The sequence below is a fragment of the Coleofasciculus sp. FACHB-1120 genome (assembly GCF_014698845.1).
Taxonomy (GTDB): domain Bacteria; phylum Cyanobacteriota; class Cyanobacteriia; order Cyanobacteriales; family FACHB-T130; genus FACHB-T130.
The window spans coordinates 125428-142060 of the sequence record NZ_JACJTV010000007.1; the positions used below are offsets into that span (position 1 = coordinate 125428).

Genomic DNA, 16633 nt, shown 5'->3' on the forward strand with positions numbered 1-16633 from the left:
GCTAGGGGAACCCACAGATTGACAAGCTCGCTCATCTCAGTTGTTTTAATCTTGGCAATCAAATTAACTAATTAATATTTTTTATAAAAAATGGCTAAAATGTAAAGCGAAATTTATTTTTAAGGCAACCATGACATCAAAAGACACGGTGACATGGCTACAAGAGAGAACAGCGCTGGGTGTACTATCGGCAGAAGTATTAGAAGCGATCGCGCAACTTCTGGAAGAAAAAGTCGTACCAGCGCAAACGACCTTAGTGGCGGAGGAAACGCCCCCCGAAGGACTCTATATTCTCAAACAAGGGCAACTAGAAGGCGATCGCGCTAACCAAACAGGTTTAGCCTGGGTGATTAGTTTTCTTCCCGGAGCCACCATTCACTTACAAGAGCTACTGTTAGACCAGCAGGCTCAAAGAACTATCAAGACACTCAGCGAATGCACGCTGTGGTTGATTCCCGCAGCGCAATTTCGCAAAATAGTCGCTCAATATCCCGAAATTGCCCAAGCGTTCTCCCAGCAGTTGGCTCAAGAACTCGCTCAACTATCGTCTCAACTGAACTACGAACAAGAGCGTCAAACCGCCTTGCGCCCTTATCTAGTATCAAAGGCAAGACGCGGGGTGGTGGGAAAAAGCCGCTATGCAGTCCGGCTGCGCCAGCAAATCAAAGAGGCGGCTGAGGATCGGCGTCCAGTGTTGATTTTCGGGGAACCGGGACTAGAAAAAGACAATACCGCTGCTCTGGTTCACTTTGGTTCTTCCTATCGACGCGAACCGATCGTTAAAGTAAACTGTAGTGCGCTGCAAGCAAGTGGTGCAGAACTATTTGGTCGTGCTAGTGGCAAACCAGGGCTAATTGAATCCCTAGGGACAGGCACCTTAGTCCTCAACAACATTCAAGAACTTCCGCCAGAGTTAACGCCTAAGCTGGCTCAATTATTAGAAACCAATACCTACACCCCCCTCAGCCGTTCGGAAGATCCCCCCGCGCCCAGCCGCACGTGTCAAGCCCGGATTATGATGATTGCGGAAAAGCACCTGCCGACAATTGAGCGTCAAGTCGGTCATTTAATCAAAGTGCCGCCGCTGCGGGTGCGAAAAGCGGACATTGAAGACCAGGTAGAATACTACATTCGCCTGTTCTGTCGAGCGAAGGGCACTCGCAAACCCAAAGTCGCTCCAGAAGCTATACGCCGCTTACAAGCCTATGATTTCCCCGGCAACCTGAAAGAGTTGCAAAGTCTCGTAGAACGGGCACTCGTTCAATGTGCCGGTGTGAATCTGCTCACCGAAGAAGTATTCTGGTCAGCCGAAACCCATAAAAAGCGATTTCGCGTCAATCTTTTAAATGCCTATCCCGACTTGCGGCGATTTCTCCGCAGTTCTTGGTGGCCCGACCGGATTAACTACGGCTTTACTTTGGGTGCTTTTGCGCTTGTCATCGCCCTCTTATTTTTGGGTCCCCAGCATCGCTCCGAAAATGTAGCTCTAAACCTATTTTGGGCGTGGTGGTGGCCTTTGGTATTGATCGGTTTTCCGTTTGTCGGACGCCTGTGGTGCTCTGTTTGTCCCTTCATGATTTATGGGGAAGTCACCCAAAAACTTTCTCAGTGGCTTTTTCCAGGGCGATCGCTGAAGCGTTGGCCCCGACAATCTGCCGAGAAGTGGGGCGGATGGTTTTTGTTCGGGCTATTTGTCCTTATTTACCTGTGGGAAGAACTCTGGGATTTAGAAGATACTGCCTACCTCTCCGCTTGTTTGCTGTTATTAATTACTGCTGGGGCAATGATTTTCTCCGCAATTTTTGAGCGGCGGTTTTGGTGTCGGTATCTCTGTCCCATTGGCGGGATGAATGGCCTTTTTGCCAAACTATCGATGACTGAACTCAGAGCGCAACAGGGTACTTGTTCGGCGGAATGCACCACCTATCAATGCTACAAAGGTGGCCCTCGAAAAGGGGAAGGTTTAGAAACCGGCGGCTGTCCGTTGTACTCTCACCCGGCTCAGTTGGAAGAGAACAAAGACTGCGTTTTGTGCATGACTTGTCTCAAAGCTTGTCCCCACCGTTCGGTCGAGTTAAATTTGCGTCCGCCAGGGATTGAATTGTGGACAACTCATGTACCCCATGATTCGGAAGTGGCGCTGTTACTGTTGCTATTAGGAGGCGTCTATCTCCATCGGTTGCCAGAATTGCAATCAACTTTGAGATTGAACCTGGATTTAACCCAGTTTTGGCAACATTTTGGGTTCTCCCTGGTAGCTTTAATTGTCCCTGCGACTGTGCCGTTTTTAGCTTATAGCGCCATCAAACTCTTTAAGGGTTCCGTAAAGCCTCGCTCGTTTATAGAGTTGGCTTATGGATATTTGCCGCTCGTGTTGGGGGCAAATTTAGCTCACTATTGGCGGCTGGGTTTAGGGGAAGCGGGACGGATTCTGCCGCTAACAATGGCAACTTTCGGTCTTAGCGGTGAAGGGTTGCCTGTATTGGTTGCACACCCGGCTGTGATTGAGTTTTTGCAAGGCACAACGCTAATTTTCTCACTCCTATTGACGATGCTATTAACCCAAAAAATTGCTCGTCAATCTTTCCGAGCGCTGTTGCCTCAGCATCTGGGCGCGATCGCTCTATTTGTGAGTCTCTGGGCAATTATTGTGAGATAGTCGGCGTAGTAAATGACTCTTGTAATCAGATACCAGACTTCTCTAAGAAGCCTGGTATCTCACCTTGAGGAATTATTTAAGATGGCTATATATGAAAGCTGCCACAAACTATGTAACTTGTCGTATTTTCAAAAATTTTTTGCTCCTACTCTCTGGTAATTGGTAACTCCAACCAATTACTTAATTCTTGCGCCAACCAATCAAGTTCTTGTGTTGTCAAATAACCATAGAAGCGAGTTTCACTGTCTGTACTTATTGATTGCCCAATGCGATAGCTAGAGCTAGCGTCTGTGTAGTTGATGGCTCCCTCTGTAGCCCAAATCTTTAACTCTGGCGGTACCTCCATAATGCCCGCTTCAGTATCTCGACGATACAGGCGCTTAACGTAGGTCAATTTATAGAGGCTACTGCGACTTGCCTGAAAAACCAGTCGCCGTATTTTCCACGCTAGTTGAGTTACCTTTATTGACTTGCGATCGATATAAATGTAAGTGTTTACCTTGCTGATGAAAAAAGCTTGCCACAGACTGGAACAAGCAACCGCTAGAAGAAACAAGCTCATCAAGATTAAGAATCCGTTTCCGCTAGGCAAAGAACCAATCAGTGCTATCAATGAAATAATAGTAAAACAAAAAAGAAAGGAAATTGGACAACCCGCTCCTCCATTAGAAGTTTCTGGAGGTAGATATATCTCTAGAGTTTCTGCATTTTTGTGAAGAGAAACTTTACTATAATCCGGTTTTTGCAGAGTTAGAGGAGTTGATGTTGCTGATGCAACAGATGGGAGTTGCAGGAGAGACGGCTGCTCCAACGTAGCGAGCGCGGATTGAGCTGAACTAAATCGCTGCTTGCGGTTGGGATGGGTCATTTGCTTGAGCCATTGCACAAAGCTGGGAGCCAGATGCGTCGCGGGTTCAAACTCAAGCAGCAAATCTTCTTGTAACAAATCGGCGGGTTGTGTTCCTGTCACTAAGTAGATTAATGTTGCTCCCAAACTATAAAGATCGGAGGCTGGAAAAGCACGTCCGCTAAATTGTTCGGGTGGCATATAACCATAGGTTCCAACAATTGTCATCGTCCCGATTTCTCGGACAGCCGTTTGCACAGAACCAAAATCAACCAAGTAGATATCTCCAACCTGATGAGCAGAGCGATCGCTAGTTAATAAAATATTGCTTGGCTTAATATCCCGATGAATCACCGGAGGATTGCTAGAGTGCAAGTAGTTCAATACATTCAGTAATGCTTTCGCGATTTCTGTTACCTCTTCTTCGCTAAATGTCCGTCCGCGCTTAATCCATTCTTCCAAGGAGGTTGCAGGAATATAAGTTTGCACGAGTACAAATCCCTGACGATCGGGTAAGTGCAATTCAAAGGAATCGAGATAGCGGGGAATTGCCGGATGCGATAGAGATTTTAGGGTTTCTGCTTCTCGTTCAAACAGTTTTAAATCTTCCCAACGGAAGTCACTGTTAAAAGTGAGAATCTTAAGCACAACAAGTTCCTGGGTTTGTAAATCCTGCGCTAGTAGGGTACGCCGTCCAGAATTTTGCCCTAATTGGCATTGAATGTGATAGCGATCGCGCAAGACCTGCTCTTCTGCAAGCATAAGAAATAATTCCTCCTGCAATGTATGTAAAAACTTACTCCGCCTCACCAATAAGCGTAAAAGCCGCCCATTGTTTCGGATTAGGATATTGTTTCATTGCTGTCAGCATCGCTTGACGTAAGGCAACAGCTTTGTCAGGATTTTGTTGTAAATTGCGATAAAATTCAGTCATTAAAAAGGCAGTAGAATTATCATTAACTGCCCACAGCGAGACCAAGACGCTGGGAACTCCCGCAGAAATCAAAGAGCGAGATAAGCCAACTACACCATCTCCTGTAATATTCCCGCCTCCCGTGTCGCAAGCGCTGAGGACAACTAAATCAGCTTGTAGTTTCATGTCGAAGATTTCCCCGGCAGTGAGTAAACCATCAATTCCATCGTTAGCTTTCCCAGAAGGAGCAAGCGCGATCGCTCCCGGTACACCGAATCCTTTAAAATCATGAAGTAAGCCGTGGGTAGCCAGATGAATGATGCGTGATTTCTGCATGAGTTGCATCACGGTTGCTTTGGTGGCTTTGCTACCTGTCAATGCTTCAGTATTGAAGAATTTAGCAATTTGAATTGCTTCTTTTTCTGCACCAGGGAGAGGGTCTAACTTTGCAACTAATTCCCCAATTTGAATTTTGGGCATGGTAGGATTACCCACAACCAGCACATCCTTGACTGACCTTTGACCGTTGTGCTTCTGCTTGCGGGTTAAGTCCAAAACTTGGATTGCAGGAGCAGTGAGGATGGTATGTTTTTCGATTAAGTATTTGCCTTGCTCGTCTTGTAGTGCGGGGAATGGGACGACAAACAGCGATTCTTGCGGGATGAAGATGACACGCTCGTTAGGGTCTTTTGGTAGCAAGTCTGCAATGGGTGCGATGAGTATTTTATGGAGTTGCTGTAATTTTTCAGTTGGGTTTTGAGGTTGGGGATTTGTGGGAGTGACTTCAAAGATACTGCGACTTCTGACACCGATAGAGTCACGGCTATTGATAACAAGGTCTTGTAAAGATTTATTCAGAGATTTTTCCAGATCAACCTGCTTAAAGCCAATTTCGCCTGTTGGTTTAATCACCCAAATGTAGAGTTTTTGCTGCCATTCTTCTTTTCCTTTAATTTTGAATGGTTCATAAATAATCGAATACTGAACGACTGTAGCGTTTTGTTCAGAAGCAACTTGCTTAACTTCTTGAAGAAGTGGGGGTTTTATATCGGGTAGATTGCTGAGGTTTTCTGATAGCTTAGAATCTAATAAAGCCACCAAAGCTCGACCGCGGCTGCGTTCGGCAATTAAGAGAGCTTGGTCAAATTTATTCTGTGCGACCAATGCTTGTTGAAGCACTCTATAAGAACCAGCTTGTTGTTCAAAAATAGAGATTCTTTGGTCATCTTTTAATTCTCGCGACCGTAGAGACTCCAGAGCCTCAATAGCTGCAAATAAGGTTGTTTCGGCTTGGAAATATTTACCTTGAGTATTGTAAGCTGAACCAACATTGCTAAGTATCGTCCCTTCCATCGCCTTGTTACCAATTTCTTTGTGAATACCTAAGGCTTGCTGATAAGACTCCAACGCTTGTGGGTACTGTCCCAGCTTGTCGTAAACTATCCCAATATTGTTGAGGGTCGTCCCTTCTACTTCCCTGCCACCAATTTCTTGGGCAATATCTAAAGCTTGCTGATAAGACTCCAACGCTTGTGGGGGCTGTCCCAGGTTGCCGTAAACTGTACCAATATTGTTGAGCGTCGCACCTTCTCCTGCCTTATTACCAATTTCTTGGGTAATCGCTAAGGCTTGTTGATAATACTGCAACGCTTGTGGGTACTGTCCCAGATTGTCGTAAACTCCGCCAACATTGCCGAGCGCCATCCCTTCTCCTGCCCTGTCACCAATTTCTTGGGTAATCGCTAAGGCTTGTTGAAAATACTCCAACGCTTGTGGGTACTGTCCTAGGTGGCGGTAAACTGTCCCAATATTGTTGAGCGTCGTCCCTTCTGCTGCCCTGCCACCAATTTCTTGGGCAATGGCTAAAGCTTGTTGATAAGACTCCAACGCTTGTGGGTACTGTCCTAGGTGGCGGTAAACTTCCCCCATATTGATGAGCGCCCTACCTTCCGTTGCCCTGTCACTAATTTCTTGAGCAATTGCTAAGGCTTGTTGAGAATACTCCAAAGCTTTCGGGTACTGTCCCAGGTAGGTGTACACTAACCCAATATTGCCGAGAGATATACCTTCTGTTGCCCGGTCACTAATTTCTTGGGTAATGGCTAAGGCTTGTTGGTGATAATCCAAAGCTTGCGGGTACTGTCCCAGGTTGCGGTAAACTTCCCCAATATTGGTGAGTGTCTTCCCTTCCATGACCTTGCCACCAAGTTCTTGGGTAATAGCTAAAGCTTGTTGATAATACTCCAAAGCTTTTGGGTACTGTCCCAGGTTGGCGTAAACTCCTCCAAGATTGTTGAGCGTCGTACCTTTTTCTGCCTTATTACCAATTTCTTTGTAAATGGCTAAGGCTTGTTGAAAATACTCCAAGGCTTTTGGGTACTGTCCCAGGTAGATGTAAACTAACCCAAGATTGTTGAGCATAGTACCTTCTCCTGCCTTGTTACCAATTTCTTTATAAATGGCTAAGGCTTGTTGAAAATACTCCAAGGCTTTTGGGTACTGTCCCAGGTAGATGTAAACTCCTCCAAGATTGTTGAGCGTCGTACCTTCTCCTGCCTTATTACCAATTTCTTCGTAAATAGCTAAAGCTTGTTGAAAATACTCCAAGGCTTTCGGGTACTGTCCCAGATTGCTGTAAGCTCCCCCAAGATAGTTGAGAGTGGCTCCCTCTCTTTGACGCTCCCCAATTTCTCTGACAATAACTAAAACACTTTGAAACGTTTCCAAAGCTTCTCTAAATTGTCCTTGCTGATCCTGCTGAACTCCTACTTTGTATAGACGAAACGCCTCATCTCTGCGTTGTTCTCTAGTTTGCACCTGCGCCAAAACAGCATCGCTTCCCCAACTATTTCCCACCATTGGTAACGGACAACTCAACGAGATGAGCAAGGTTGCAGTAACAACGCTAAGGCGACGCAGATGATGATTCATAGCAGAATTCTCTAGCAGTGGGTTAGCGAACTGCTTATATATATCTCCCATGTTGGGGAGGTTATGTAAAAATTCACTCAACTTCTTCCCGAAGATTCCGAAGAGTGCGTTGTTCGTAAATACTTTGACAATTTCCTTGGCTCAGTTGAGGGTGAAATTGCTCAACAGCCGTTTCAGATGCTTTTTTCTTTCCCCCTAAATCCGTGAATCGCTAATCGCTCACCTCAAAGGCGATTGACAAAGTAGCCATCTCTGAAGTGTTCATGGGTATGGCTTCTACAGCAATACCACCACGCTCGCCACTCAAATCATCAAGTAAATCACCCATCACCTCAACTGGCTCTTTTAACTCCAACGCCCCTCTATCTTGATTCAGTTCAGCGGCTAGAGATGCTAATGTCTTGACAGCTCTGTCTAGAGGCTTACGGCTAACAATTACCAGCGCTTCTCCTGTTCCGGTTGCGATCGCTCTCAATTTCAGTTCTTGCGGGTCGCCAATCAGTTGCGTTTGATTGGGTCGTAATTTCATCGTCTCATTTGACGCGGGCCACTGATAGGGAAATACCACCACTAATCCCCCAGTCGAGTCAATCAGTAAAGTCGTCAGATAGAGATCGCTAGACTCGTGATTGGTAACTCGAAACTGAAATAGTTGATTCACTGGTAACTTATTAGCATAAGTTTGTTCCAACTCCTGACGAGTATTCCTACCTCGACTGGAAGTTCTAGCAAGGGTTTGATTGGGTTGTTCTACCAAGTTCATCGAAACTTCTACAGAAAGCTCTGAGGAATCGGCATTTAAAGTCTTTTTAATAATCCGAGCTGCTAGCAGAGATTTGAGTTTAGCTTCCAGACGCTCAACCGCTGCTGTTACCGTTTCCCCTGGTTCGTCAAAGGATTTCGGCACCAGTTCCAGTCCTTGGGTAAATAAACCAATACTGCCAACGACTGGAAGATTTTCCACTTGCTTTTGCAGTTTTTGTTGATAATCTGCTGTCATCCGGCTGAAAATATATTGCACCCCTCCCGGATAGGGGACATTTCCCGATTGTGCAAGTACGGCTTCAATGCGATTAATCGCAGAGAGTTCCTGTTTAGCCGCGTTCGTCTCTCCTCCTAAAGACGGGTCAAGACCAATGCTTAACTTCAAATCCGCTGGCACAACCCGACTTGATTCTTGCAGTAGCATCCCTGGTTTTAGAGACGCATTGGCTCCTTTCTCAACCAGCTTCGCTTCTCCCTTTAAACCGCTACGAGGAGAGATTAATTGCAATTTTCCCGATGTTTGCCCTTTATCATCGACAATTGCGAACGTAGCACCGGGTTGGAAAGCTTCTAGACTTTCAGAATCTACTCCTCCCAACCACAAAATTGCTTTTTCGCCTTCTACTTTGGTAATTACAGCATCAATCGGAGGAACTTGTTTGTTGATGAAATAAACTGGTTTTTTCAGGTCGCCATCTGCTAAAGGAACTTGACTAGAAAGCGAATTTATGCCAATAGTGATTTGAGCGATCGCGCTCCCCACATTATCGGTTTGTTGCCAGAGATACTGGGTCATTAAATAGGTAAACGCACCGGCAGAAAAGCCCCCAAACTCGGCATCCAAAGCTTCTTGCTCTCGTTGAGCTGAGGCAAAAACAACCCCTTTAGCGACACCTGCACAGCGCCGACGGGCGAGTTCGGCTTCGGACAGTTGCAGCCGTTCCATCCAGCCTTTTTGATAGGCGATTTCTTCAGGGCTGGGATTGAGTTTATCACCAGGTACGGAACGCACTCGAAAGTTACCACGAGTACCACCACCAGAGTAACAACTATCTAGTACGACTGTGACGTTTTCTGTATTTAAAGCTGACATCAAAAGAAACAAAGTGCGTCCCATGATGTCCGGTGCCAAACTGTTTTGTCCTTCATCGGCAACGACTAAAGTGCTATTAAATTCATCATTCGATGCCTGATTAGAACAACCTTGGATAGGATTAGGGTCGCGCAATCGAGAACCGTGACCGGAAAAATGGAAAACCACCACATCTCCAGGTTTAGCTTGTTTAATTAGGTGTTCTTCAAACGCTGTTAAAATATTGTTGCGAGTCGGCTGTTGAGAGGAAGATTGATTGCTCGTCAGCTTGACAATATCACTAGGATTAAAACCAAAACGATGAATCAACAGTTCTTCTTGCAAAGTGACATCGGTGACGCATCCTTCCAGGTTTCTAAAGAAGCGGTCGTTGGCTGGATAATCATTAATTCCCACTAAAAGAGCGAGCTTGCGCGGGGTATTTTGCGCCAGAATTTGAGCGTAGCGATTTCCCTTACTGATAATATCCAACTGGCTTAATCCCAAGGTGGTTATAGTTGAGCCAGCGAACTGTAAGAAATGACGGCGAGAAATGCGGGACATTACTAATTTCTCCTCCAATAGCAGAATGTTTACTCAGCTTCACCGATAAGAGTAAAAGCAGCCCAAGCTCTAGGATTGTCGCGGTGGGTTTCCATCATCTTGAGCATCGCTCGGCGTAAGGCTTGGGCTTTATCAAGTTTCTTTTGGTAGAAATTAGTATAAAACTCGGTCATTAATTCAGCCGTGGGAGCATCGGGGACAGCCCACAGGGAGACGAGGACACTAGGGATGCCAGCTGCAATAAATGAGCGAGATAAGCCGATGACACCATCACCCGTGATGCGTCCGCGTCCAGTGTTGCAGGCACTTAAGACCAATAATTCAGCACTTAGTTTGCTCTTAAGGTTGAAGATTTCTTCAGCGGTGAGCAGTCCGTCATTTTGGGTGTCTTTACCCGTTTGTGCGAGTGCTACACCACCGAGTAAAGGCTGCTGTTCGTTAAAGGTGCCGTGGGTTGCCAGATGAATGATACGTGCGCTCAGTAACTTCTGCATAATGGCAGGCTCGGTGGCTTGGGAGCCGATGAGCGGTTGGGTTTTCAGCAGTTGAGCGACATCTAGGGCTTCTTTTTGGGCACCTTTGAGGGGTGTAAATCCTTTCGGCATGGGGCTGGGATTGCCCACGATTAGCGCACCTTGTCCTGAACGGGAACCATTTTGCCGTTGCTTGTGGGTTAACTCCAGCAGTTGAATAGAGGGAGATGTGAGAATCGTATGTTTCTCAATTAGATACTTGCCGTCTGGGGCAATAAGAGCGGCGAAGGGAACGCGGAACAGCTCTTGATCGGGAACGAAGATAACGCGGGAGTTGGGGTCAGCTGGCAACAAATCTGCTATCGGCTGAATCAGGAAAAAATAGAGTTGTTGTAAGGATTTAGTTTGCAGCTGTGGATCAGGTGAAGGGAAAGTTACTTCAAAAATCCCCTGGCGATCTTCACCGACTCCTAAAGATGCAAGGGTTTCAGTAACAAGTTTTCGTAGGGCAGAACCTCCTGCCATTGCTTCCGTGCCTTTAAATTTAAGTCCATAAGAACGAAATGTAACTTTGCCGTTTGGCTCGATAACCCAAACGTAGAATTCAGATTTGTTAGTCAGCTCAATTTTCGGTTCCGAGTTTCTGACTTCTGAGGAATTAGAAAAGGGAATAAATTGTACAGCTTCTCTAGAATTGGAAATTGAATACTGAACAATTGTGGCATTTTGCTCTTTTGCAATTTGTTTAATTTCCTGAATGTTTGGTGGATCAGGTGTGACAGATGTGGTTTGGTCGGGTGATAGGCGAGACGCCACTAATTCAACAAATGCGCGAGCGCGTCCCCGTTCAGAGATTTCCAGTGCTTCATTCGTTTTATCCTGGGCAATGAGGATTTGCTGTAATGTTTCGTAGGTATCGAGTTGCGTCTCAAAAATAGAGACTTTTTGGGGATCGTTCAACCCACCTCGTAGAGATTCCTGAACCTTAATTGCCTCCATTAGGGTGGTTTCTGCCTGAGCGAGATTTCCTTCTTTAAACAGAGCACGACCCAAATTTTTCAAAGCCATACTCTCGCCGTAACGGTTTTTGATTTCCCGTGAGATGAGTAACGACTGTTGTTCGTACTCAATCGCTTTTTTGTAGCTCCCCAGTTCTGCGTGAGCAACCCCCAGATTTACTAGCGCCATTCCCTCGATTTGAGGGTCTTTAATTTCCCGCGCGATCGCTAATACTTGCTCAAAGTGAGCGATCGCTTGTTTAGAATCCCCCACATTTAAGTAGATTCCACCCAGATTTCCCAGCACCTGACCCTCGTTTTGAGAAGCTTTAATTTCTCGTGCAATTGCTAAAGACTGGTGTAGGGATTCAACGGCTGTGCTGTAGTCCCCCAGATTTAGGTAGGCTGCACCCAGATTTGCCAACGCCTGACCTTCCCCTTGCCGATTTTTCATTTCCCGTGCAATCTGCAAGTCTTGTTGGTGGTACTCAATGGCTTTGGCGTAATCCCCCAAGCGCATATAGATAAGACCCAGATTACCCAGCGCCGCTCCCTCGCCTCCTCGGTTCTTGATTTCCCGCGTAGATTCCAAGCTCTGCTGTGTGTACCAAATCGCTTTAGCGTAGTCCCCCAGAGTTAGGTAAACAGTACCCAGATTATTCAGCGCGTCACCCACGCCTAGTTGGTTTTTGATTTCTCGTGCAATTGCCAGTGACTGCTCGGCAAACCCAATCGCTTTGGCAGAGTCTCCCAAGTTAGCGTAAACAAGACCCAACTTAGCTAGCGCCCTCCCTTCGCCTCCTCGATCTTTGATTTGCTGATAGATATTCTGCGCCGCCTGAAAAGACTGTAATCCAGCTTCAAATTGACCAGTTTGTAACTGCTCATTACCCTGTTTTATCAGTTTCTCTGCTTGAGCTGTCTGAGGATTACTTTGCCCTTGCGCCAGTTGTAACCATGTCTGAACTTGTTGCTCCAGTTGAGGGTCTTTTAATTCACGTGCTACTGATAATCCTTGCTGGAAGTATTCAATCGCTTTTTGGTAGTCTTTTAGATTTAGGTAAGCAGCACCGAGATTTGAAAGTATCCTTCCCTCACTTTCACGGTCATTGATTTCCCGTGTAATTTTCAACGCCTGCTGGGAGTACTCAATCGCTTTGGTGAAGTCACTTCGGTTATTGTAAGCATTCCCTAGATTAGCCAGCACCAAACCCTCGCCTTGCCGGTCTTTGATTTGCCGGTAAATGATTAGCGCCTGTTGGTAAGACTTTAATGCAGCTTCAAACTGACCGGCTTGCCGTTGCTGAGTCCCTTGTTGCGTCAGTTTATCTGCTTCCGTTTTCTGAGGATTATTTTTATTTGGAATTCGCGATAAACTCTGCAAAGCTAACTTCTCTAGCTGAGGGTCTTTAATTTCCCGCGCAATTGCTAAACATTGCTGAAACAGCTCAATGGCGCGAGGCAAATCTCCCAGTAAACGATAAGCTTCTCCTAAAATTCCCAACGCACGCACTTCTCCTCTACGGTCACCAATTTCTCGATAAATATTCAGTGCTTGTTGTCCAGACTGGATGGCAGCTTGAAATTGACCAGTCTGACCCTGTTGATTTGCTTGCTGCATCAGCACGTCAGCTTTGGCTGTACGGGGGTTCATTAAGCGAGCTATTGGTAATATTTCCATCGCTAATTTCTCTAGCCGAGGGTCGTTGATTTCCTGTGCGATCGCTAAACCTGGCTCCATATACTCGATTACTTTGTCGGGTTTCTCTAGAGCAAAGTAACTCAATCCTAAATAAACTAAAGCTTTGCCTTCTCCGGGGCGATTGCCAATTTTCCGATAAATTGCGAGCGCCTGTAGCAGCAACTTTTCCCCCGCCTGCCATTGCTTAGTCTGCAACTGCTGAAGCCCTTGTTGCAACAGTCGGTCAGCTTCCGCTTTACGAGCATCTGAAGTTTGAGCTACTACAGGAGACACTGCCAATGGCATCGGAAAATTGAGCTGAAAAGACTGCGAGGCAACGAGTAGTACAGTGGTAGGTGCAATCCAGAAAAATCTTTTCAATCGCATAGCTCTAAGAGTCCAACCGCAGCATTTGAGATTACCCGCTTACATATATCTTTGGCAAGGGGAACTTATGCAAAAACCCCACCAGTAGCCTATCGAGATGCAGAAACGTTTGGCTCATCTTCTGCACAGAAATTATGAGCTTGAAGAAGCGCGATCGCATCCACTAATTCCGCCGAAGGTTTTGGCACCGAGTAGAGTTGTTGTAGTGCATCTGACCAGAGTTCGCGTTCGGCAAAGTAGTTCGCTTTCTCCAGCGCAATTGTCTCCTCTGACGCTCCCTTGAATCGCTCCTCCAGTGCAGTCAATTCTGCGGTAATGCGATCGCGTCTTTCCGATTCCATCACTTGAAACACGAATCCGATTTGAATCGGGTACGGCGCTGAAGCATACAAATACCATTCGTAGAGCTGACCCGGTTGCAACGGTTCCTCATCATAGACCGCTCTCGTCTGTTCTGGGGCGATGGGTCGATACCACAATACCCCTTTATTCCCCTGACGAGATAGGTCAATTCGCTTTACCGTTCCTCCTTGGATATTCCAGAGAAACAGAGGGCGATCGCTCCAAATCTCTAGAATTTCCCCTGGCTTTGCATGAAGCGAATCTGCGTCTACCAGTTTCCCAGGAGCGATCGCGCAAATCGCTCCTCCTCGCCCACCCCCTCCTTTCCTTTTGCGACGTAACTTTCTCCAGATATCACCCCACGATAAAGCTAGATATGTATCATTGCTTTCTGTTAGTACAGGATACGGTTGTTGTCTAATTGCCGCTTGGATTGGTAGTGAGAAAGAAGTTGTAATTAAGGTAGATATCAACAAAATTGACTGGACTCGTTTAAAATTAGCCATGAGACTGTCTCCTAAATGCTAAACGAATATAATTCCAAAACAAAACGGTTGGTAAAAACCAAGGTAATAACATCGCCACTGATATATAAATTTGCAAGGAAGCAAGGATATAAACGCTTGTAAATGCTGCTAACTTCATCACCCACCGTTGCCGCTGACGAAGATTATCCTGTAACATCAGCGTTACGCCTTTTCCCAGCAATCCTGAAAGTAAAATCATCCATAAATCGGGGATAGGTATCACCAACCGCCGCGTTAATAAATGATGAAGCATATAAGCATGAGCTTCACCGCCAGGAAAATTTTCCTCCTCCCAACCGCGCCAGAAACCGACAGCTAAAGGAATCGCATAATTATCTTCATTTTTCCCTTCTAACCCGGCTCCTTTATATCCACCTGGAGTAATCAACACCACTTCATTCTTAAAGGTGTCTGGTACTTTTCCTTTTCCTAGGCAATCTCCTAGCAACTTACAGGCAGAAATGCGTTCGTAGGCAGATTTGGGGGGAATAGAAAAGTCAATAATTGGATGCAACCATGCTTGAATAAAATTTTGAGAAAAGCGGGTAAGTGGATGAAGGCGAATTTCTCGTAAAAAAGCCATTTTATGGGGAGGTTGGCTTATTTGATTTAAATAGTTAGTAACTGAGGAATTAAAATTTGTTCGAGCCTGCAAATTTGGTCGCGGTAAATTAGGAGGTAATTCTTGATTTAACGCATACGCTATCGCCAAGAGGTAAGCAAAAGGATACATCTGTGGACTTTCGGGTTCTGCTGGCAAAAGTTCAACATACCAAGGGAAGAACATGATATCCCCTTCCAAACTCCAATTGAGGTTGGCAATATCCTTGCTTACCCCTGACCTAGGAGTGGATTCTCCCTCTCCCGAACCAAATACTAACCAAGTATTTTTATCAACAGCATTCCGTATAGACTGCTTAAGCTTTAGCGTGTTATTCGGTTGCTTTTTATCATCTAAGATATAATCAATGCCAACAGTTTTAGCTTCTAATTCAGAAACCCGATTTAAGAGTGCCGCTAAATAACGATAATCCATCGGATAAATTTGTTTAATTTTATCTGCATCAGCCTTTAGAGATTCTTCATCAATTTGGATAAGTCGCACGGGTGAACTTCCTTTGGCTGGCACTTGGAAGGTGACTTGGCGATAGACAGCCTGAAGTAAGATGCGCGGTTCTAATAATAAACTTTGTACGGGTGATAATAAACTTAAAAACAGGATAGTGGCTAGCCACCAAGCTTCTTTTTTTGTTGGCAACCAGCGTTTTAGTGTGTCAGAGAACCCAAAAGGTTTAATGCAAAATAACTCGGCTTCGGGATGACGAAATAGGGAGGAAACCAGGTAAGCAGAAGGGTAGGAAAGATACTTTTCCTGTTGTTTAAGAAAGAAACTTGCCTCCAGCAAAGCTGAATGAACATCCTTGTATTGAGTCAGACTAGCGAGAAACTGCACCAAAAATTCTTGTGCTACCTGATTGTGAATCGGTTCCCGCATTACTGCTACCTGGCTCAATCCCAAGTTAATCAAGGATTCGGCAATATTCATGCCACTACACGAGTTGAAAATTGCAAACTGAAGTCCCCGTTTTTTCGCCTGTTTCAGTGACTCTTCAATTTCCCGAATCGAGATTGAAGTATGAGGTGCAATGCCTAATTCTCCACCCGTCAGGACAGTTTCATTACTATGTCCGGCAAAAAATAAGATATCCCAACCAGGTTCAGATGCGATCGCTTTCTGGATCTCCATTTTGAGTGCATCAGCATCAAAAAATCGAGCCTCTACACTCTTCGGGATATTTAGTTCAGTTTTCCCCTGGTTCCGTTTCCAACCAATCAACTGAATATCTGCAACACGATCGAGCGATCGCAGTGCTTCTCGATCAGCTTCCAAATTCAAGCCTGTGTCATCCCCTAAAATTGCTAAAACCCTAGCTTTACGGCGAATCGGACGAACGGGTTCATTCAGAATATTGGCGGGAGTGCGAGCAATACGTATTTGTTGAGTAGCACCCAAATCCGTCCCAATTTCCCAAATTTCCCACGGTAATCGCGCCAGTTCTAGAGGAGTGCAAGTCAGGAACACCTCAACCATATGATGTTCCGGTTTATGAGCCGCTTTGACAATTTCGCGGCGAATACTGACTAATTCAGGAGTGAGCAACCAGTGCTGAAATTCATCCCCTAGCTGAACTTCTGCTTTCACCAGTTCCTGATGTCGGTCAACTGGGAGAGTGCCTTTACCGCTGATGACTTTGTGCCCTCGCAGCCGCCTATAGTAGTTAAGATAGGCGCTTTGCCACTGTTCATAACTCCTGGTCAGCGAGAGGGGATAATTCAGCTCTACAGAGAGTATTTGTCCTTTCCCCCAAGACAACTCAAAGTCGCAAACAGTGCCGACTTGCTTAACCCTAAGCTTAAAAACTATTCTATCCATCATTTAATTTTGGATTTTGAATTTTGCGGAGGTCGGAGTC

The 16633-nt window shown here is 45.6% G+C and carries 7 protein-coding genes; 1 reads left to right on the plus strand and 6 read right to left on the minus strand.

Annotation, left to right across the window (positions count from 1 at the left end):
• Positions 1-130: 130 nt before the first annotated feature.
• Complete coding sequence (locus H6H02_RS09640; RefSeq protein ID WP_190816985.1) at positions 131-2659, plus strand: sigma 54-interacting transcriptional regulator; 2529 nt, start codon at positions 131-133, stop codon at positions 2657-2659.
• Positions 2660-2804: 145 nt separating this feature from the next.
• Here the strand turns inward: H6H02_RS09640 and H6H02_RS09645 are convergent, their stop codons facing one another.
• From H6H02_RS09645 to H6H02_RS09670, 6 genes are all read right to left on the minus strand, one after another.
• On the minus strand, positions 2805-4268 hold the full coding sequence (locus H6H02_RS09645; protein ID WP_190816987.1) for a serine/threonine-protein kinase: 1464 nt from the start codon (positions 4266-4268) through the stop codon (positions 2805-2807).
• 34 nt (positions 4269-4302) lie between these two features.
• On the minus strand, positions 4303-7350 hold the full coding sequence (locus tag H6H02_RS09650) for a tetratricopeptide repeat protein (RefSeq protein ID WP_190816989.1): 3048 nt from the start codon (positions 7348-7350) through the stop codon (positions 4303-4305).
• 211 nt (positions 7351-7561) lie between these two features.
• The gene (locus H6H02_RS09655) at positions 7562-9751 is read right to left on the minus strand and encodes a caspase family protein (protein WP_190816991.1); all 2190 of its coding nucleotides are present in this window, start codon (positions 9749-9751) and stop codon (positions 7562-7564) included.
• Positions 9752-9780: 29 nt separating this feature from the next.
• Positions 9781-13290, minus strand: coding sequence for a CHAT domain-containing protein (locus tag H6H02_RS09660; RefSeq protein ID WP_199329081.1), 3510 nt, complete (start codon positions 13288-13290; stop codon positions 9781-9783).
• A gap of 89 nt (positions 13291-13379) precedes the next feature.
• Positions 13380-14138, minus strand: a complete 759-nt coding sequence (locus H6H02_RS09665; RefSeq protein ID WP_190816993.1) for a hypothetical protein — start codon at positions 14136-14138, stop codon at positions 13380-13382.
• A complete protein-coding gene (locus tag H6H02_RS09670; RefSeq protein ID WP_242040640.1) occupies positions 14131-16596 on the minus strand; it encodes a CHASE2 domain-containing protein in 2466 nt (821 codons plus the stop codon). The genes H6H02_RS09665 and H6H02_RS09670 overlap by 8 nt, the downstream gene beginning before the upstream one ends.
• Between the last annotated feature and the right edge of the window lie 37 nt (positions 16597-16633).